General features: G+C 39.7%; 23 protein-coding genes and 1 pseudogene. 20 read left to right on the top strand and 4 right to left on the bottom strand.

Annotated features, from left to right (window positions below):
• Positions 1-418: 418 nt before the first annotated feature.
• On the top strand, positions 419-997 hold the full coding sequence (locus tag QQS40_RS09770; protein ID WP_329505060.1) for an NAD(P)H-dependent oxidoreductase: 579 nt from the start codon (positions 419-421) through the stop codon (positions 995-997).
• A gap of 182 nt (positions 998-1,179) precedes the next feature.
• On the opposite strand, the gene QQS40_RS09765 is transcribed toward QQS40_RS09770, so the two are convergent.
• On the bottom strand, positions 1,180-2,133 hold the full coding sequence (locus QQS40_RS09765) for a GlxA family transcriptional regulator (RefSeq protein WP_289901665.1): 954 nt from the start codon (positions 2,131-2,133) through the stop codon (positions 1,180-1,182).
• 140 nt (positions 2,134-2,273) lie between these two features.
• On the opposite strand from QQS40_RS09765, the gene QQS40_RS09760 reads away from it, so the two are divergent.
• The 6 genes and pseudogenes from QQS40_RS09760 (at position 2,274) to QQS40_RS09735 (ending at position 7,035) form a co-directional block, all read left to right on the top strand.
• On the top strand, positions 2,274-3,146 hold the full coding sequence (locus QQS40_RS09760; RefSeq protein ID WP_289901666.1) for an MBL fold metallo-hydrolase: 873 nt from the start codon (positions 2,274-2,276) through the stop codon (positions 3,144-3,146).
• A 332-nt stretch (positions 3,147-3,478) separates the two neighbouring features.
• On the top strand, positions 3,479-3,805 hold the full coding sequence (locus QQS40_RS09755; RefSeq protein WP_133253120.1) for an IS3 family transposase: 327 nt from the start codon (positions 3,479-3,481) through the stop codon (positions 3,803-3,805).
• 392 nt (positions 3,806-4,197) lie between these two features.
• The gene (locus QQS40_RS09750; protein WP_065244871.1) at positions 4,198-5,214 is read left to right on the top strand and encodes a YeiH family protein; all 1,017 of its coding nucleotides are present in this window, start codon (positions 4,198-4,200) and stop codon (positions 5,212-5,214) included.
• Positions 5,215-5,602: 388 nt separating this feature from the next.
• A pseudogene (locus QQS40_RS09745) lies at positions 5,603-5,731 on the top strand (ABC transporter permease); the annotation flags it as partial.
• Complete coding sequence (locus QQS40_RS09740; RefSeq protein ID WP_329505055.1) at positions 5,731-6,249, top strand: ATP-binding cassette domain-containing protein; 519 nt, start codon at positions 5,731-5,733, stop codon at positions 6,247-6,249. The pseudogene QQS40_RS09745 and the gene QQS40_RS09740, both read left to right, overlap by 1 nt.
• A 171-nt stretch (positions 6,250-6,420) precedes the next feature.
• Entirely contained in the window at positions 6,421-7,035 is a 615-nt protein-coding gene (locus QQS40_RS09735; RefSeq protein ID WP_003766668.1) for a CadD family cadmium resistance transporter, read from the top strand.
• Positions 7,036-7,143: 108 nt separating this feature from the next.
• Here QQS40_RS09735 and QQS40_RS09730 read toward each other — a convergent pair whose 3' ends face one another.
• The gene (locus QQS40_RS09730; RefSeq protein WP_329506810.1) at positions 7,144-7,362 is read right to left on the bottom strand and encodes a hypothetical protein; all 219 of its coding nucleotides are present in this window, start codon (positions 7,360-7,362) and stop codon (positions 7,144-7,146) included.
• Between the two features lie 130 nt (positions 7,363-7,492).
• Between QQS40_RS09730 and QQS40_RS09725 the strand changes: the two genes are divergently transcribed.
• From QQS40_RS09725 to lolE, 11 genes are all read left to right on the top strand, one after another.
• Entirely contained in the window at positions 7,493-8,356 is an 864-nt protein-coding gene (locus QQS40_RS09725; RefSeq protein WP_329505050.1) for an AraC family transcriptional regulator, read from the top strand.
• A 154-nt stretch (positions 8,357-8,510) separates the two neighbouring features.
• Positions 8,511-9,047 (top strand): elongation factor P hydroxylase, encoded by a 537-nt coding sequence (locus QQS40_RS09720; protein WP_329505048.1) that lies wholly within the window; start codon positions 8,511-8,513, stop codon positions 9,045-9,047.
• 97 nt (positions 9,048-9,144) lie between these two features.
• Positions 9,145-10,227, top strand: a complete 1,083-nt coding sequence (gene prfA, locus QQS40_RS09715) for a peptide chain release factor 1 (protein WP_329505046.1) — start codon at positions 9,145-9,147, stop codon at positions 10,225-10,227.
• A gap of 52 nt (positions 10,228-10,279) precedes the next feature.
• Positions 10,280-10,720, top strand: a complete 441-nt coding sequence (locus QQS40_RS09710; RefSeq protein WP_308602535.1) for an RDD family protein — start codon at positions 10,280-10,282, stop codon at positions 10,718-10,720.
• The gene (prmC, locus tag QQS40_RS09705) at positions 10,720-11,598 is read left to right on the top strand and encodes a peptide chain release factor N(5)-glutamine methyltransferase (protein ID WP_329505043.1); all 879 of its coding nucleotides are present in this window, start codon (positions 10,720-10,722) and stop codon (positions 11,596-11,598) included. Before QQS40_RS09710 ends, prmC begins: the two co-directional genes overlap by 1 nt.
• Positions 11,598-12,401 carry a SirB1 family protein gene (locus QQS40_RS09700; RefSeq protein WP_329505041.1) on the top strand — a complete coding sequence of 268 codons (804 nt, stop codon included), beginning with the start codon at positions 11,598-11,600 and terminating at the stop codon, positions 12,399-12,401. The genes prmC and QQS40_RS09700 overlap by 1 nt, the downstream gene beginning before the upstream one ends.
• Before the next feature lie 12 nt (positions 12,402-12,413).
• A complete protein-coding gene (kdsA, locus tag QQS40_RS09695) occupies positions 12,414-13,268 on the top strand; it encodes a 3-deoxy-8-phosphooctulonate synthase (RefSeq protein WP_128787225.1) in 855 nt (284 codons plus the stop codon).
• A 66-nt stretch (positions 13,269-13,334) separates the two neighbouring features.
• Complete coding sequence (locus tag QQS40_RS09690; protein WP_128787226.1) at positions 13,335-14,282, top strand: 2-hydroxyacid dehydrogenase; 948 nt, start codon at positions 13,335-13,337, stop codon at positions 14,280-14,282.
• Positions 14,282-15,463, top strand: a complete 1,182-nt coding sequence (locus QQS40_RS09685; protein WP_128787227.1) for a lipoprotein-releasing ABC transporter permease subunit — start codon at positions 14,282-14,284, stop codon at positions 15,461-15,463. Before QQS40_RS09690 ends, QQS40_RS09685 begins: the two co-directional genes overlap by 1 nt.
• Positions 15,464-15,466: 3 nt before the next feature.
• Positions 15,467-16,150: a lipoprotein-releasing ABC transporter ATP-binding protein LolD gene (gene lolD, locus QQS40_RS09680; RefSeq protein WP_014065207.1), complete on the top strand. Its 684-nt coding sequence runs from the start codon at positions 15,467-15,469 to the stop codon at positions 16,148-16,150.
• Entirely contained in the window at positions 16,150-17,400 is a 1,251-nt protein-coding gene (lolE, locus tag QQS40_RS09675; RefSeq protein WP_329505035.1) for a lipoprotein-releasing ABC transporter permease subunit LolE, read from the top strand. The genes lolD and lolE overlap by 1 nt, the downstream gene beginning before the upstream one ends.
• 59 nt (positions 17,401-17,459) lie before the next feature.
• On the opposite strand, the gene QQS40_RS09670 is transcribed toward lolE, so the two are convergent.
• Together QQS40_RS09670 and QQS40_RS09665 are read right to left on the bottom strand one after the other, a co-directional pair.
• Entirely contained in the window at positions 17,460-17,870 is a 411-nt protein-coding gene (locus QQS40_RS09670; protein ID WP_329505034.1) for a Z-ring associated ZapG family protein, read from the bottom strand.
• Between the two features lie 89 nt (positions 17,871-17,959).
• Positions 17,960-18,310 (bottom strand): RidA family protein, encoded by a 351-nt coding sequence (locus tag QQS40_RS09665; RefSeq protein WP_329505032.1) that lies wholly within the window; start codon positions 18,308-18,310, stop codon positions 17,960-17,962.
• A gap of 111 nt (positions 18,311-18,421) precedes the next feature.
• Here QQS40_RS09665 and QQS40_RS09660 point away from each other — a divergent pair, with 111 nt between their 5' ends.
• Entirely contained in the window at positions 18,422-19,138 is a 717-nt protein-coding gene (locus QQS40_RS09660) for a YwiC-like family protein (protein ID WP_049355553.1), read from the top strand.
• Between the two features lies 1 nt (position 19,139).
• Positions 19,140-19,814: a tetratricopeptide repeat protein gene (locus QQS40_RS09655; RefSeq protein WP_049355552.1), complete on the top strand. Its 675-nt coding sequence runs from the start codon at positions 19,140-19,142 to the stop codon at positions 19,812-19,814.
• Positions 19,815-19,842 lie beyond the last annotated feature (28 nt).

Here is a 19,842-nt window from a genome sequence, read left to right as displayed (position 1 = left end):
TCGCATTTCTAACCATCATCATCTTCTGCTTAAATCGCTTTTTTATAATTCCCGAAAACCTCTTTTTTATAGCGTTAAGAAACCTCCCTATTACCGCCATTTTTATAGGCACTTTAGATTTTAGTTATACGTTTAGTTATACGGAGTAAAAACCAAATTGCACAGATCTAGCAATAACAAGGCTTACAAACAACAATTCAGATAACGCCAGCCCACCACAAAATAAACCTATCAAGTCCTATGAAAGACTTTAAAGCCTTGAAAATAATGACTTCAAGGCTTTTTTATTGCGCTTTTAACTTCTATCAAACTCTCGAATTTGAGTAGTATGTTTAATAGTTGGAGCTTATTGATTGGTTAAATTGTTGCATTACTAAAGTGCTTAGTAATCGGTAAATTATTAGCTAAAGGAGAAAAAATGAATATTTTATTACTAGACGGTGGTAAAGATTTCGGACATTCACATGGTGAGTTAAATCACACACTTCACAAAAAAGCGAAAGAAATTTTGACCGCACTTGGACACAATGTAAAAGAAACCGTGATTGATGCCGGCTATGATGTTGAAGCAGAAATCGAAAAATTCTTGTGGATGGATGCCGTGATTTGGCAAATGCCGGGCTGGTGGATGCACGAACCTTGGACAGTGAAAAAATACATAGACGAAGTATTAACCGCTGGACACGGCAAGCTTTACCACAGTGACGGCCGTCATCGTGTCAATCCGACAGAAGGCTACGGCACAGGTGGCTTGTTGCAAGGCAAAAAACACATGCTTTCGCTTACGTGGAATGCCCCGATTGAAGCCTTTACCCGCGAAGGCGATTTCTTCGAAGGCAAAGGCGTGGATGCGTTATACATGCACTTCCACAAACTCAACGAATTCATCGGCTTGACCCGTCTGCCAACATTCTTATGTAACGATGTGATTAAAAACCCACAAGTAGAACAATACTTAGCAGACTACCAAGCACATTTGGAAAAAGTGTTCGGATAATTACAAAATATGAGTTTAGAAGGTGAGCATTTTGGCTCACCTTTTTTATTTTTATCTAATCAAATTTCCTAACGGGGAGAGGGAAGAGAAATAGACTGAGTTTAGATCAAACAAGCGGTCTAATTTTGAATTGAATTTGTAAAAACATCCAAAAATCTGACCGCACTTTAAAATAAAAAGATCTAAATATCCTCAATTTGAAACTGCTTACGCCAGTGATTTGGTGAAATCTTATGCTTTTTCAAGAAGTGCTGACGCAAGGCGGTATCGCTATGAAACCCACTTTGTTCTGCAATATCAGTAATAGATAAATCTGTGCTTTCCAAAAGCTCTCTTGCTCGCTGTAGTCTTGCTTCAATTAACCATTGATTTAATGACATTCCGGTTGCTTTACGGAAATGTCGGGTGAAAGTGCTACGGCTCATTGACAAACGTTCTGCAAGACTATCAGTCGAATGAAGTGCGGTCAGATTTTCATTTAAATAAGCAAGCAACGCATTGATATTATGATTAGGTGTGGAACGAGAAATAGGACGTTCGATAAATTGTGCTTGTCCGCCTTCACGATGAGGGGGGATAACCAGTATTCGGGCAATATGATTGGCAATTTTTACACCATATAATTTACGGACAATAGAAAGGCAACAATCCATGGAAGCGGCTGTTCCTGCTGAGGTAATCAGTCGATCTTGTTCCAAATAAATGGGATTTAAATCCCATTTCACCTGCGGAAAACGATTAGTAAAATCACTATCTCCTAGCCAATGCGTGGTTGCTTTTTTGCCGTTAAGTAGGCCACTGCACGCCAACACATAGGCACCATAACATAAACCCACTACTGTCGCACCACGTTGATACGCTTGCCGTAACGCTGTTAATAAAGTCTCACTCGGCATCACTTGAGTATCATGCCATCCAGTCATCACAACAATATCGGCATTATCCAACCATTCTAAACCTCCATCTAAATGTATGTGAAATAGCGAGTTTGTCAGGTTGTCCGAATCGCTAACGATTTTACAGTCAAATAACGGCTTGCCGTTTAAATCCGACATAGAAAAAACGGAATATGCCATCGCAAAATGAATGGGCATCATTTGTTCATACACAATCAAAGCAACTGTGGGTGTATTCATTTTATTCTCCTACTTTGATATGAGCATAACACAGAAATGACCCGATTATTACGTTTATTGATTTTTTATCCATTTTTACGCAATCTTGTTCTCACTATAATATGTTTATTCATTCAATAACGTATAGAAAAGGAAAAACAATGAACTTAAAAACCTTAATTAGCACTACAGCATTGGCTATTAGCGCAAATACTTTCGCCGTAGATCTTGCCTCTAAAAACACTGATAGCTACCAACATATCCGCAATGCTACTGGTCGCCTGAACTACGCAGGGAAAACTTTTTTAATTGACCCGATGCTTGCTGAAAAAGGACGTTATGCAGGCTTTGAAGGAACATTAAATAGCCATTTGCGTAATCCACTTGTGGAATTGCCAATGAAAGCAGAAGATACTTTTAAAGATGTTGATGCCATTATTTTAACTCATACACATGAAGATCATTGGGATAAGGTTGCACAAAAAATTTTACCTAAATCCATCAAAATTTTTGTGCAACATGAACGGGATGGCGACTTACTCAAAGCGCAAGGTTTTACTAACATAACCAGTTTATCGCTAGAAAAACCGGTGGAGTTCGAAGGTATTATTTTAAATAAAACCGGCGGTTCTCACGGCACAACGGAAATGTACGCTGTACCACAATTAGCCGAGATTTTAGATGAGGCGATGGGCGTAACATTCCAAGCGAAAGACCATCCAACGGTTTATTTGGTTGGTGACACAGTTTGGACTGCCGAAGTAAACAAAGCCATTAATCGTTATAAACCTGATGTAATGATTATGAACACAGGTGATGCGCGTACCTTAGCTTTTCCGAATGATGGCATTATTATGGGGTTACAAGATGTTGCTCATGCTCGTAACATGCTACCAAATACAAAACTTATCACGGTGCACATGGATGCAGTAAATCATATGTCTGTTTACCGTAAGGATTTACGCCAATTTGTCCAAGCAAATAAGCTTGAAAATGTAGCAATTCCAGAAGATGGTGAAACAGTGAAGTTTTAAAAACAAGTGGTTGAGTTCTTAGGATAATTCACAAAAAACACCTAAAAATTTAACCGCACTTCGTTATATAAAAGCCGTCTGAATTTTCAGACGGCTTTTGATTATAGCCAGGCAAAGTCAGGCTATAAAAACCATACGCTATGCGTATGGAGACAAATAGCTTAAGCGATGAACAGAAAAAAATCCTCGCTATATAATGAACAAGGCTGACAACCAAAATTCAACATATAGGAGGATTATTTACCCCTCGTAGCGTGCATCTTGATGCACGACCGAATCACGCACGGAACGTTATTTAACCCTTTCGGGCATTCACGATTTCGTGCAACAAGTTGCACGCTACAATTCTTAAACCGACAGAATGCCCGATTATTCACAGCGACCAAGGTGTATTGTATGGCACGGCGGAATGGGTAAAGATGTTGGAGGGTAAAGCGGTGCAAAGTATGAGTCGCCGAGGAAATTGCTACGATAATGCGGTGATTGAAAGTTTTTTTGCGATACTAAAATCAGAGTGCTTTTACTCTCGGACTTATCATTCAATTGCTGAATTACAGGCTGAAATTGAAGAATATTTAGTGTATTACAACCAAAAACGAATTAAACTTGCTTTCAAAGGGTTGAGCCCGGTGCAATACCGAGCTCAATATTTAAGTTAACTAACCTGTCTAACTTTTGGGGGCAGATCAAAGTGCGGTCAAAACCACGATTAATAATTTGATTGATTTCCTTTTGAACCCTATTAAACATTCAATATCCTAGCCATTTTTACTAATATGCCTTACAATTTGGCACATAATTTATTACAATGCATTTGTTATGTTACGTCTAAATCTGAGATTTTTATATTTTCTGCTCTGCATAAGCTAAAGTGTAGAATTACAGGCTGCGCCAAGTATTCCAACATTTTTAACTGAAAATGGCTTAACTTATTGCACCCACGCTTCAGGTTTTTCATTTAATCCACAAACTGATGTTACTCGTCGCTTAGTCGAAAGCTATTTTGGCAAAATTTTAGATGAAACCGCTTGACTCACTAAGGAAAGGAAAAATGAACACTCGTCCCTTTTATTTCGGACTTATATTTATTGCGATTATCGCTATACTTGCTAACTATTTAGGAAACACTGATTTTTCCCATCATTATCATATCAGTGCTTTAATTATTGCCATCTTGCTGGGAATGGCAATCGGCAATACCATTTATCCGCAATTTTCAACACAAGTGGAAAAAGGTGTGTTATTTGCGAAAGGCACGCTTCTTCGCACAGGCATTGTGTTGTATGGTTTCCGCCTCACTTTTGGCGATATTGCCGATGTAGGATTAAATGCTGTTGTCACTGATGCGATTATGCTAATTTCAACCTTCTTTTTTACCGCACTTTTAGGCATTCGTTATCTAAAAATGGATAAACAATTAGTTTATCTCACTGGGGCTGGATGTAGTATTTGTGGTGCGGCAGCGGTTATGGCGGCAGAGCCTGTTACCAAAGCAGAATCTCATAAAGTTTCAGTAGCGATTGCCGTAGTGGTCATTTTCGGGACGCTTGCTATTTTTACTTACCCCTTTTTCTACACTTGGTCACAACATTTAATTAATGCTCATCAATTCGGTATTTATGTTGGCTCTAGCGTGCATGAGGTGGCTCAAGTTTATGCGATTGGGGAAAATATTGATCCTATCGTGGCAAATACTGCCGTCATTTCCAAAATGATCCGAGTGATGATGCTCGCCCCATTTTTATTAATGCTTTCTTGGTTATTAACACGTAGTAATGGAGTATCAGAAAATACATCACACAAAATTACAATTCCTTGGTTTGCTGTACTTTTTATTGGTGTTGCGATTTTTAATTCTTTTGATTTATTACCAAAAGAACTTGTAAACTTATTAGTTGAAATCGATTCTTTCTTATTAATTTCAGCGATGGCTGCGCTCGGCTTAACTACACAAGCAAGCGCAATCAAGAAAGCAGGATTAAAACCTCTGATTTTAGGAATACTAATTTATTTATGGCTAGTGGTTGGTGGATTTTTAGTGAATTATGGAATATCAAAATTAATATAAAATTCACTTAAGATTGACAGCACTTTGATCTGCACCCCAAAACCTGGACCCCACGATAGCGCGCGTTTCCTAACGCGTGCCTGAAAATCAATTTCGTTTGATTCAGATTTTTACTATTTTCATGAATAACTTCAATTTGCTTATTTTTTAGATAGATAAAACTACGCGTCAGAAGGAGGGGCTATCTGGGGAGCCGTTGGCAAAGCCAACGTTCAGAATCCTTTTGATTTTATAACCGCACTTTTTTGTCATTAGAAGAAAATTGAAGAACTTAAACAGGTAATCACTTTATCGCCAAATATCACTTTTCCGGTAAACTTTATTCGTGAGCTTGCCTCGGGATTTTGCTAACTCCGAAACCACAATAGATTGTAATGGCACAAGCGAGGACGCTTGCGCTATCAGGGGGACTTCGACGGTGATGGCTTATGTGGTGTTGGTTATCGTGTTTGTGTCACTGTTTGAATACCTGATTACCAAGCCTTTGGAAATTTTGTTTATGCCGTGGAGAAGGTGATGCTCTGTCTTGAAAACGTGCGTTTTGAAATTCTCCGTGACCCCATCGTGCACGATTTCAGTTTGAACCTGCAACATGGCGAAGTGAAAGCTTTGTTCGGGCCGAGCGGCTGTGGCAATACGACGGTTTTGCGTTTGATTGCGGGCTTGGAAACGCCGAAATCGGGCACGATACGCAATACTTTCCGCAAAACGGGTTTTCTGTTTCAGGAAAACCGCCTGCTGGAAAACTTGACCGCGATGCAGAATATCGCTATTTTTATGGACAAACCCGATGAAGGCGAAATCATCGCGCTGGCGGCGAAAGTCGGGCTGACTGCGGGCGATTTGAACAAATATCCGACCGAATTGTCCGGCGGCATGGCGAAACGGGTAGCATTTTTGCGCCTGCTGCTGTGCGGCTGCGACCTTGCCTTGCTGGACGAGCCGTTCGTCGGTTTGGACCGCGATTTGCGCGATATTTTGGTCGCCATGCTGGTGGAAAAATCGAGCGGCAGGGCATGGCGTGTATGCTGGTAACGCACGACCGCTTCGAAGCCGCACGCCTGAGCCATGAAATCATGCTGCTTTCCACTAAGGGCATGAACGTGCAAAACGTGATTACCCTGCCTACGCCGCTGTCCGAACGCGATTGGGCTTTTGAAGAAGCCGTGGTGCCAAGGGGGCAGGGGATTCATTATGAGGTGCTTTATGTTTTCGACTGTGATTACTGCTGCTGTTTTATATATTGCTACAGCAGTAGATTTGTTGGTAATACTATTAATATTTTTTGCTAGAGCAAATACTAGAAAAGAATATCGAGATATTTATATCGGACAATATTTAGGTTCTGTAATTTTAATATTAGTTAGTTTATTTCTAGCTTTTGTTTTGAATTATGTTCCGGAAAAATGGGTGTTGGGTTTATTAGGTTTAATACCGATTTACTTAGGTATTAAAGTTGCTATTTACGACGATTGTGAGGGCGAAAAAAGAGCTAAAAAAGAATTGGATGAAAAAGGGTTGTCAAAATTAGTCGGTATTGTTGCTTTGGTTACAGTTGCTAGTTGTGGTGCAGATAATATTGGACTTTTTGTTCCTTACTTTGTGACTTTAGATCTTGTCGACTTATTAGTTACTCTTCTTGTATTTTTAATATTGATTTTTGTTTTAGTATATACAGCACAAAGATTGGCTAATATTTCAGGTGTTGGTGAAATTGTAGAGAAGTTTAGTCGTTGGATAATGGCTGTTATTTATATTGGTTTAGGGTTATTTATTATTATTGAAAATAATACAATTCAAACAATAATATCAATAATATGAATGATACGGGCATTTGAGTATCTGACAAACCTTCGGCTTGCTTCTTCAATACAAGATACAACCCTGTCCGCCCAATAAATCCATATCCGAAAGCATCTTCATGCAGAATTAAGCCAAACCATGAATAAGTTTTTCACCCACCCCATGCGGCCGTTTTTCGTCGGTGCGGCGGTGCTTGCCATACTCGGCGCGTTGGTGTTTTTCATCAGCTCCGGTGCCGTCATTTTGAAATGAAACCAAATCAAAGCCGATTGAACCATCGTCCACTTGGGTACGACCATCACGTCCGCGGGTTGCTGTTGCTGATGTTTTGTAGAAAATTTTCATGATATTGTCCTCAATTCAATATTGGTTAAATGTTTTGGCGTACTGCCGTTGAAAGTGAGTTCATTATATTGAACGGCAATATGAAGTGTTATATGATTTATCCAAATTACTTGCCTATTCCTACAAAACTATGTTCTCAACTGAAACGATAGAACGCTTATTAAAAGTTATTCCACATAACGAAACCTATTCATCTCCAATTAAAGGCTTGGTGATTCGCCATGCCGATCAGCCGTTTTGCTACGAGGGTATTATTCAAGAACCGAGCATTTGCATCGTGTTAAGTGGGGAACGTGAAATACAACTAGGCGAACAATGCTACCGTTTTGACAATCAACACTTTATGTTCTGCCCTGTCAATGTGCCGATGCGCGGCGAAATTAAATATGCCGAGCCGAAAAAGCCGTTTTTAGTGATGTCGATGAAAATTGATATTGAGAGCGTTAGCAAGATTTTATTAGCAAATCCAAACCTTGCAGATGCTCTTCAACCGGGCGACGAAGGTTTTGCACAATGGCATTTGGATGAATCTCTCAAAAATGCTGTTGAACGCTTATTATTCTTGCACGAAAATCCAAAAGGTATTGGGTTTCTTGCACCGCTTATCCAACAAGAAATATATTATCGACTCCTTACAGGCGAACAAGGTGGCAAATTTAAAGCCATGGTAAGCAATGGGTCTCACACCAAAAAAATCGCCCAAGCCACCCATTATCTGCAACAACATTTTAGTGAAACCATCACTGTGGAAACCTTGGCAAATCTAAGTGGCATGTCATTATCTGGATTTCATAGTTATTTCAAGAAGATAACCAGCCTTTCACCGCTACAATATCAAAAATCATTACGTTTGATGGAAGCCAGACGATTGATCGCACAAGAAGGACGAGGTATTACCGAAACCGCTTACCAAGTCGGCTACGAATCACCTAGCCAATTCAGCCGTGAATACAAACGGTATTTCGGGCATGCGCTCAAGGGGGATATTAAATAGATGGGGCTTAAAGATAGGTTTAAAAACACCTAAAAATCTGAAACGTTAATTTCAGACGTTTTTTATTTAACCAAGATTTTGTGAAAAACATTAAAAATGAGATAATTCTCAAACATTTTAAGAGGCTTTATTGATAAAAATATTTGGAGAAAGCATGGAACACAAACTTGAGGATATCATTGCGATTTTTAATCAATGTTTTGAAGAAGAATATAATACGCGATTGGTTAAAGGTGGGGATGAGCCAATTTACATTCCTGCAAATGATGAGGTGCCTTATAACGCCATTTACTTTGCGAGAGGCTTTTACAGCAGTGCATTACATGAAATTGCCCATTGGTTAGTGGCGGGGAAAGAACGCCGTAAATTAGAAGATTTTGGCTATTGGTATGAGCCGGATGGCCGTTCAGAAGATCGTCAGCGTGATTTTGAAAAGGTTGAAGTGAAGCCTCAAGCATTGGAATGGATTTTAGCCACTGCGGCGGGATTTCGTTATTTTGCCAGTGCGGATAATTTGAATGGCAATCCGGGAGATACGCAACCATTTAAGCAAGCGGTGTATGAACAAGTGAAAACCTATGCAAAAAAAGGCTTACCAAAACGAGCCGAAACCTTGCGTCATGCGCTGGCTCAATTTTATGGCACAGAAGATCGAATTGATTTAGCGAAATTTAATGTGACTCGTATCTAAAGTGCGGTCATTTTTAGGCAGATTTTGCGTCTGTCAATTTTCCTTAAAATCGGCTAAAATAGGCCGATTTTATTTTTGGCTTTAACTTTATAAAAATATGAAAGATTCTATTATTGCAAAACTTGAAAGTTTAAAAGAACGTTATGAAGAATTAGAGGCATTGCTAGGCGATGCGTCGGTGATTTCGGATCAGGATAAATTCCGTGCGTATTCTAAAGAATATTCACAACTTGAAGATGTGGTGAAATGTTTTAATCGTTGGAATCAGCTTAATTCTAACATTGCTGAAGCAGAATTGATGTTAGATGATCCTGAAATGAAAGAAATGGCCGAAATGGAAATTGAAGAATCCAAAGCCGAAATTGAAGAAGTGGAGCAACAACTTCAAATTCTTTTATTACCGAAAGATCCAAATGATGAATATAACTGTTATTTAGAAATTCGTGCGGGAACAGGCGGTGATGAAGCGGGCATCTTTGCCGGCGATTTATTCCGTATGTACAGCCGTTATGCTGAAAGTAAACGCTGGCGTGTTGAAATGCTCAGCGCAAATGAAAGCGAGCAGGGCGGTTATAAAGAAGTGATCGTGAAAGTAAGCGGTGATGGCGTGTATGGTCAGTTAAAATTTGAATCAGGCGGCCACCGTGTACAACGTGTACCAAAAACTGAATCGCAAGGGCGTATTCATACTTCAGCTTGTACTGTTGCGGTTATGCCTGAATTACCTGAATCTGAAATGCCGGAAATCAATCCAGCAGATTTACGTATTGATACCTACCGTTCATCTGGTGCAGGTGGTCAGCACGTTAATACAACAGACTCTGCCGTACGTATTACTCACATTCCAACAGGTATTGTGGTGGAATGTCAGGATGAGCGTTCACAGCACAAAAATAAAGCGAAAGCAATGTCGGTATTAGCATCACGTATTGTTCAAGCAGAGCAAGAACGCCAAGCTGCAGAGCAAGCCGATACTCGCCGTAACTTATTAGGTTCAGGCGATCGTTCCGATAAAATTCGTACTTATAACTACCCACAAGGTCGTGTAACAGATCACCGTATCAATCTCACAATTTACCGTTTGGATGAAGTGATGAATGGTAAAATTGATGAACTGATTCAGCCGATTATTACCGAATATCAAGCGGATCAGTTGGCGGCATTGTCTGAACAGAATTAATGATAGGGGCATCTGATTTCAGATGTCCTTTTTAACTTTACAGGGAAATAAAATGATCATTGAAAATCAAAAAGATGCTGAATTTTCTTCTGCTTTCAAACCTTCTCAACCCGCTCAAGCAAGCCGTTTTAAACGTTGGCTTGCAAGTATGATTAATGGGCTTGTGCTTTGGGTGATGGTTGGTCTCGGTTTTGCATTGGGGGATTTTGCCGGTGTAGTGGGGACGATTGTATATGCTGGTTTTCAGTTATATTTCATGAAAACTTATGGCCAGACAATGGCAAAACGCTGGTTAGACTTGCGAGTATTTAATTATCATACCAATCAGCCTGTTGAATTTGGTAAATACATCGGTCGCGAAATTATTGATATTTTATTGGCGTGGACGAGTTTCTTATTAATTATTAGCGGTATTGTTGCACTTGTGCGTGATGATCGTCGTTCTTTAACGGATTTAGTGGCTGGCACGATTGTGTTAAAAGACGAAAAATAATGAATTATAAAGAATGGCTGGTACAAGCAATGGCGGATTTAGCACCAAAAAATCCCACTGAAAATAGTAAAATTGATGCGCTTGTGCTTCTTCAACACGCAACGGGCAAATCGCGTACGCAAATCCTTGCTTTTGATGATACCGAGATTGATGAAAAAGTGCGGTTAAAATTGACCGCACTTTTAGATCGTCGTCTAAAAGGCGAGCCTATCGCTTATATCCTCGGTGAAAAAGAATTCTGGTCCTTGCCTTTAAATGTGTCTGAAGGAACATTAATTCCTCGCCCCGATACTGAAATTCTCGTAGAAAAAGCATTACAAATTACGTTAGAAAAACTGGAAGAAAATCCACCGCACTTTCGTATTCTCGATCTTGGCACTGGCACGGGTGCTATTGCGTTGGCGTTAGCTTCTGAGCTTTCTCCTATTTGTCAAAAAAAGGCTATTCAATTAGATGTCATCGGTGTGGATTTAATGCCTGAAGTCGTCAAATTAGCGCAATCCAATGCAGAAAAAAATCAGCTCAAGGTACAATTTTTTCAGAGTCGTTGGTTTGAACATGTTGAAGGGCAGTTTGATCTTATCGTCAGTAATCCGCCTTATATTGATGAAACCGATGAGCACCTTTCACAAGGTGATGTACGTTTTGAACCACGTTCGGCGTTAGTGGCAGGTGAAAACGGTTTAGCTGATTTACGCCATCTTATTGAGTGCGCACAAGTACATTTAAAAGATAATGGCTATTTATTGTTAGAGCACGGCTGGAAACAGGGTGAAGAAGTGCGGTCAATTTTCTGGCAAAATCATTGGCAAGGGGTTGCAACCATACGGGATTATGGCGACAATGAGCGCGTAACGTTGGGATATAGGAAGCGGTAATGAAATACGATCAAAAAGCCTTGTATGCTGAACTGACTCATTTTTATTTGAGCATTTGTGAGAAAGAGCAACTTGATGAGCCTCGTATAAGAGGGCTTGTGGGGGGCTTAGTGCGTAGAGCTCGCCAAGCTATTCCAGAAGAATGGGATGATAAAGCTAAAATTCATCAATTACTACAGCTATTTTACGGTGATTGGGGCTTTCATTGTGATGCGGACAATTATTTCTATGCCCGCAATTTATATCTTCCATATATTTTAGAAGAGCGTGAAGGTATGCCGGTGAGTCTTGGTGCCTTAATACTTTATTTAGCTGCAAGTTTAAAATTGCCGATTTATCCCGTAAATTTCCCGACCCAGCTGATTTTACGTGCAGAAATAGACGGAGAAGTAGCATTTATTGATCCTTGGAGCGGAAAATATATTTCAGTGGATGAATTGAAAAAACTCTATGAAGGCGCCTTTGGTTTTGGCGCTCAAATTCAATCTGAAGATTTAGCTCGAGCAGATATTCCGATGCTGACTACACGTTTCCGTCAGCTCGCCAAAAATGCCTTAATTCGTGAAGAACAAAACGATTTTGCTTTTAATTATATCCAATTCTTGTTAGCGGTAAGAAAAGATCCTTACGATATTCGCGATCGTGGCTTAGTGTTGGCGCAAATGGGCGCTTATTCTTCCGCCATTGAGGATTTAGAATATTTTGTGGATCAATGTCCGAATGATCCCACTTCATCTCTGTTAAAAACTCAACTTTTAGAACTGAAAGGCGAAGCATTGAAAGATGCCAATGCCATCCATTAAAAAGGAAATATTATGCAAAATAAAATTGTAAAAATCGGCAATATTGATGTTGCAAACGACAAACCTTTTGTACTTTTAGGCGGAATGAACGTGCTTGAAAGTCGTGATATGGCGATGCAAGTTTGCGAAGCTTATGTAAAAGTGACTGAAAAGTTGGGTGTGCCTTATGTTTTTAAGGCATCTTTCGATAAAGCTAACCGTTCTTCAATTCATTCTTACCGTGGTCCAGGCATGGAGGAAGGTTTAAAAATTTTCCAAGAGATAAAAGAAACCTTTGGCGTGAAAGTGATTACCGATGTGCACGAAATCTATCAATGTCAGCCTGTTGCCGATGTGGTGGATGTGATTCAATTACCGGCATTCTTAGCTCGTCAAACTGATTTAGTCGAAGCCATGGCAAAAACCGGTGCGGTAATTAATGTAAAAAAACCACAATTCTTAAGCCCAGGTCAAATGGGTAATATCGTGGATAAGTTTGAAGAATGTGGTAATGATAAAATTATCCTTTGTGATCGTGGTTCAAACTTCGGTTACGATAATTTAGTGGTGGACATGTTAGGCTTCGGCGTAATGAAAAAAGTGTCGAAAGGCAGCCCAATTATTTTTGACGTGACTCATTCATTACAATGTCGTGATCCGTTTGGTGCTGCTTCAGGCGGTCGTCGTGAACAAGTGACAGAATTAGCCCGTTCTGGTTTAGCAATTGGCATTGCAGGCTTATTCTTAGAAGCACATCCGAATCCAAATCAAGCAAAATGTGATGGCCCTTCTGCATTGCCACTTTCGGCATTAGAAGGTTTTGTCTCACAGATGAAAGCCATTGATGATTTAGTGAAATCTTTCCCTGAATTGGATACGTCTATTTAATAGAGAAGTGCGGTTGAAAATAGCATTGTTTTTGACCGCACTTTTGTTCTGTAAAAGGAGATAACAATGAATATCGTATTTTTAGACAGCACCGCAATTCCGAAACATATTCCTATTCCTCGTCCAAGCTTTCCGCATAACTGGGTAGAGTATAAATATACTTCCGCAGAGCAAATCATTGAGCGAGCAAAAGACGCGGATATTATTATCACCAGTAAAGTGATTTTAAGCCGCGAGGTGTTGCAACAATTACCGAAATTAAAACTCATTGCTATCACTGCGACAGGTACTAATAACGTGGATTTAGACGCGGCAAAAGAATTAGGTGTGACGGTTAAAAATGTGACGGGTTATTCTGCCACGACCGTACCTGAGCATGTATTAGGCATGATTTTTGCGTTAAAACACAGCTTGGCTGGCTGGCAGCGCGATCAAATCACGGGAAAATGGACTGAGAGTAAACAGTTCTGCTACTTTGATTATCCCATTACAGATGTTAAAGGTTCAACGTTAGGTGTGTTTGGAAAAGGCTGTTTAGGTACAGAAGTCGGGCGTTTAGCAGAACTTTTAGGCATGAAAGTCCTTTATGCTGAACATCGAAATGCGACAACTTGTCGTGAAGGTTACACGCCTTTTGAAGAGGTGCTAAAACAGGCTGATATTCTGACATTGCATTGTGCATTAACTGAAACAACTAAAAATTTAATCAATCAAGAAACCTTGTCACTTTGTAAGAAAGGGGCGTATTTAATCAATACTGGTCGTGGTCCATTGATTGATGAGCAAGCGGTTTGTGACGCATTAAAATCAGGACAATTAGGTGGTGCCGCATTAGATGTGTTAGTGAAAGAGCCTCCAGAGAAAAATAATCCACTGATTGAATTAGCGAAAACGATGCCGAATTTAATTATCACACCTCATATTGCTTGGGCGAGTGATAGTGCGGTAACCACGCTAACGAAAAAAGTGACGCAAAATATCGAAGATTTCGTTCAACAATTCAATCAAAAATAATGAATTTACCTATTTCTTTATACGTCGCCCTGCGATATTGGCGTGCAAAAAGCGCCGATCGTTTTGGGCGACTTGTTGCTAATTTAGCAAGCTTTGGCATCGTACTGGGTGTGATGGCATTGATTATTGTGCTTTCTGTCATGAATGGATTAGAAGGCTATCAAAAACAACAGGTGCTTTCGATCATTCCACACGCGATTGTTAGTCAAGAAGTGCCTATTTCGGCAGAAAAACCGCTTGAAAATACACCGCACTTTGTGCAAAAAGCTGTGCCGATTAATACCACAAATGTTGTGTTTCAAACGGCAAAAGGCGTGAGCGCAGGACAAGTGATTGGTATTCAGTCTTTTTCAGATGATCTTTTACTGGACGGTTTCGATCCTAGCCAATTTAATCAACTTTTACCGCAAGGTGAGTTTAAGTTGATTATTGGGGATAACCTGGCACAAAAATTAGGCTTAGCAGTGGGTGATAAGGTTCGTTTAATGATTACGGAAAACAGCCAATACACCCCATTTGGTCGCGTGCCGATGCAGCGTTTATTTACGGTGAGCGAGCTTTACTATGATTATGGCGAAGCGTCAGGTTATGAAGTTTTTGCTAATTTAGCTGATATTGGTCGCCTAATGCGAATTCAGCCAGGCGAAGCTCAAGGCTATCGTTTATTCCTGGATGATCCTTTCCAAATCACAGAATTGCCAACCTATTTTAAAGAGAGCCATATCAGTGATTGGCGTGTCCAAAAAGGGGAGTTTTTCCAAGCGGTTCGTATGGAAAAAAATATGATGGGCTTGTTGATTAGCTTAATTATTATTGTTGCGATTTCCAATATCGTGACCTCATTAAGTTTAATGGTGGTGGATAAACAAGGGGAAATCGCCATTTTGCAAACACAAGGTGTGACTAAATCACAAGTGCGTTCTATCTTTATTTATCAAGGTTTATTGGTTGGGCTAGTGGGTACATTGATTGGTGCTGTACTGGGCGTATTAATCACCTTAAACCTTGGGGCAATTTTAAGTGCGGTCAATCCGAACGGTGTTTTCTTGCCAACATCCATTGAGCCAGTGCAAGTCATTGTTGTGATTGCCTTTTCTCTATTATTATCCTTATTATCAACCATTTACCCAGCTTATCGTGCGGCGAAAACTGAGCCGGCGGAAGCATTACGTTATGAGTAAAATATGAATAACTACTTATTAGAATGCCAAAATATTAATAAATTTTACCAAGAAGGCGAGAACCAAACCCAAGTATTAAAAGGCGTGAGCTTTGCCATGAAACCACAAGAATTAGTGGCGATTGTGGGAAGCTCTGGTTCGGGAAAAAGTACTTTATTACACACCTTAGGCGGTTTAGATCAGCCAAGTAGTGGGGAAGTGTTTATTAAAGGGCAATCTTTGCAAAAAGCGTCTGAAAGTGAATTGGCTAAATTGCGTAATCAAAATCTCGGTTTCGTGTATCAATTTCACCATTTAATGGCAGATTTTACCGCATTGGAAAATGTGATGATGCCGATGTTAATTGGTCGTCAGAATAAAACAGAAGCAAAAGATCGTGCTGAAAAAATATTAGGCGCAGTAGGCTTAAGTCATCGTATTACTCATCGTCCATCTGCACTTTCTGGCGGTGAACGTCAACGTGTTGCGATTGCTCGTGCATTGGTGAATAACCCTGCTCTTGTCTTGGCTGATGAACCAACAGGTAACTTAGATCATAAAACCACAGAAAGTATTTTTGAGTTGATTCAAACCTTGAATGCGGAACAAAACATTGCGTTTTTATTGGTTACACATGATATGTCATTAGCGCAAAAACTGTCTCGTTGCTTAACCATGCAAGACGGAATTTTGAAGGAAGGTGCATAATGAATACGCCTTTTTTCATTAGTTGGCGTTATCAACGGGGTAAGCAAAAGAATCCGTTGGTGGCGTTAATTTCAAAATTCTCTGCTATCGGTATAGCTCTTGGCGTGGCGGTGTTGATCGTGGGGTTAAGTGCCATGAATGGCTTTGAGCGTGAACTGAATTCACGTATTTTGGCAGTCGTACCACATGCGGAAATCACATTAAACCCACAGGGCAATGAGAGCACATTAAACCATTGGCAGAACCTTGCGGAACGTCTAAAAACAAACAAAAAAATTACCGCACTTTCACCTTTTGTGAGTTTTACTGCCTTAGTCGAAAATGGCAATAAACTTAAAGTCGTTCAAGTGAAAGGGGTCGATAAACAAGCTGAAGATCAAGTGAGTTCTCTTGGTAAGTTTGTGGAAGGTGATGGCTGGCAGAAATTCGCAGAAGAAGGTGGATTGGTGCTGGGCTCTGGTATTGCCAAAGAGCTAGATGTTAAAGCAGGCGATTGGGTGTCGTTATTGATTTCTCAACCGAATGGTGAAGATCAAATGGCTCAGCCTAATCGTGAGCGTGTTCAAGTGACCGCTATTTTACGTTTAGATGGTCAGTTAGACCACAGTTATGCTTTACTCTCCCTGCCTCAAGCACAGGAATTAATGGGATATCGTGAAGATCAAATTACCGGTGTTGAATTGAAAGTGGATGATCCATTTAAAGTACAAGAAATGGATTATTCGATGCTGAATGATTATCCGCAACTGCTTTATATTCAAAACTGGGTGGCAAAATTTGGCTATATGTATCGAGATATTCAGCTTATTCGTACGGTGATGTATATCGCGATGGTGCTTGTAATTGGGGTGGCGTGTTTTAATATCGTTTCTACCTTAATTATGGCGGTAAAAGACAAGCAAGGTGATATTGCGATTATGCGAACACTAGGGGCGAATAATGGATTTATTAAACAAATCTTTATTTGGTATGGTTTACTTGCAGGGATGAAAGGATGTTTGATTGGTATTGTGTTAGGTGTTGTACTCGCATTGAATCTCACGCCGATTATTCAAGGCATCGAAACATTACTCGGTAAAAAACTGTTATCAGATGGCATCTATTTCGTTGATTTCTTACCAAGTGAATTACATTGGTTCGATGTTGTATTAGTTCTCGTGGCGGCATTGGTATTGAGTTTACTCGCGAGTCTTTATCCAGCCAGTAGGGCAGTAAAATTACAACCGGCTCAAGTGTTGAGTAATCATTAATAAAAAATCAGGGATTAAGTATTTAATCCCTGATTTTTTTATTGCTCAACCGTTAATCATTATTGGTTTTCTTTATCTGTTTTTAATAAGCCAGATGAACCTTCAGAATAATCACGTGGGGGTTCTTCTGATTTACTTTCTGATGAGGCTGTCACCAATTGCTGGGTAAATAAACCTTTATTGGTAGGTTTATTGCCGAGTAAAGCTTCAGATGAAACCGCATAGTGACGATACAGTTTTTGATAATCACCAATTAAGGTTTTAAATAATTCAGCACTTTCAGCGAAATATTTTTCAAGTTGTGCTTGTTTATCGCTTAATTGTGTTTTCACTTCTTTCAGTTCAGCTTCTGTCTGAGCTTGTTTTTTAACAGACCCTTTTGTTAAACGTAATAGCAAATAGCCGAAGATTACGCCAACGACAAGCCCGATCACCGCTGCTTGCCATATTTCTGGTGTCCATGATTGCATACATTACTCCTTATTTGAATTTTGTGTTTAGTGTAAAGGAAAAACAAAAAAGTTTCTTTGCGGTTGATCACATTTTGAAAAAGCTATACTTACACGGCTGCAATAATCACGATTTCAACTTTCCAATCAGGCTCTGCAAGTTTCGCTTCTACCGTTGCTCGGCTTGGTGGATTTTGACTATCGACCCATTCATCCCATGCTTGGTTGAGTTGAGCATAATCTGCCATATCAGCAAGGAAGATTTGCGTGGTAAGAATTTTACTTTTTTCAGAACCAATTTTAGCCAATAATTTATCGATCAGTGAAAGGACTTCTTTGGTTTGCTCGTAAGCATTTTGCTTAACGGTTTTTTCTGGTACTTGGCCTGCAAAATAGGCAGTATTGTTATGAATGACCACTTCAGAAAAGCGTTTGCTTGGTTGAATGCGTTGAATCGACATAATAGCTCCTTTTTGATGACGATAATTCCATTCTAAAGGCGGTTTTAGACTTTGTAAATCAAGAAATTGTGAGATAAAATAATTGAGAATTTTTATCAACTAAAGAAAACTATGAAACTCCTGATTTCGAATCAATATGGCGCCATTGTGATGGCATTATTGCCTTTTGTTTACGGTATGTTATTAGCTTCACCTGTTTGGGCGCATTTCTTTTTGCTTTTAGCTTGGTTCAGCATGTATTTGCTGAGTTACCCAATGCTGAGTCTCTTTAAAGGCAAAAATATGGCGGAATATAAAAAGTGGACAATCATCTATGGTGTCACAGCTTTTTTATTTGCGCTTCCTGCCATTTTTTATAACTGGCAAATTCTTTTCTTTATTGCAGCCATGTTTCCTTTTGTATTGGTGAGTATCTATTACACCAAGAAAAAAGATGAACGTAATCTTCTCAATGATTTAGCGGGTATTGCGATTTTTGCCCTTGCAGGTATGGGATCCTATTATTTTTCTGACCGCACTTTTGACGAAAAAATTTGGTGGGTAGCACTGTATCCAAGTCTCTTTTTTATAGGCACGACGCTTTATGTCAAATCAATGATGCGTGAACGCAAAAATCCGCTTTATCTCAAAGCCTCTATTATTTTCCATGTGCTTTGCGTGCTTGGTTGCTTGTTTACCCAACAATATGTCTTATCACTTGCTTTTGTGCCGGCATTAATTCGTGCGATTTATTTACCCACCAAGAAACTTTCCGTGAAGCAAGTCGGTCTAATAGAATTCGGAACATCCGCCATTTTTTTGATTATTTTATTGATAGCGACGTTATAAGATGAAGACATTAGCCAAACTTTTACTCCTCACCACGCTCACCTTAAGCAGTTCAGCATTTGCCATGAAAACCATTGATTTGGTGGATAAAGCACAAATGACAGAACAGCAAAAAATGGATCTGGCGCAAAAACTGGCTGAGAAACAAGATTGGAAAGCCGTTTTTGAAATTATGTATCCTTTAGCTTTGGAAGGTAATTTACAAGCTCAAAGCAATTTAGGGATGCTTTATAATTTAGGTCGCGGAGTAGATGAAAATGAAGAGTTGGCCTATTGGTGGTTTAGCGAAGCTGCTGAGCGAGGCAGTATTAAAGCTATCAATAATTTGGCAGTCATGTATTTCAACGGTAACAACTATGTGAAGCAAGATACTGCTCAAGCGATTAAATTATTTGAAACCAGTGCGACAAAAGATCCTGATGCCATGCTTACATTAGGGGAAATCTATACCAATCAGAAAGAATTTACCAAAGCCTTTGAATGGTTCCAAAAAGCTGCGAATGCGGGTAGCAATGAGGGGCGATTCCGTTTGGCTCGTTTGTATGAAGAAGGGATTGGGACACAAGTGAATATTGGTTTGGCCAAATTGCTTTATTTGGAAATTATGAATACGGCAAAAAAGGATGAAATCAAAGAAATCGCCAGACAGCGATTACAACGTTTAAGCTTGTATTAAGAAAAAGGCGGTTGATTTTAACCGCACT

Source organism: Haemophilus parainfluenzae (genome assembly GCF_036288925.1).
Lineage (GTDB): Bacteria > Pseudomonadota > Gammaproteobacteria > Enterobacterales > Pasteurellaceae > Haemophilus_D.
This window is presented reverse-complemented; position numbering and strand designations above follow the sequence as displayed.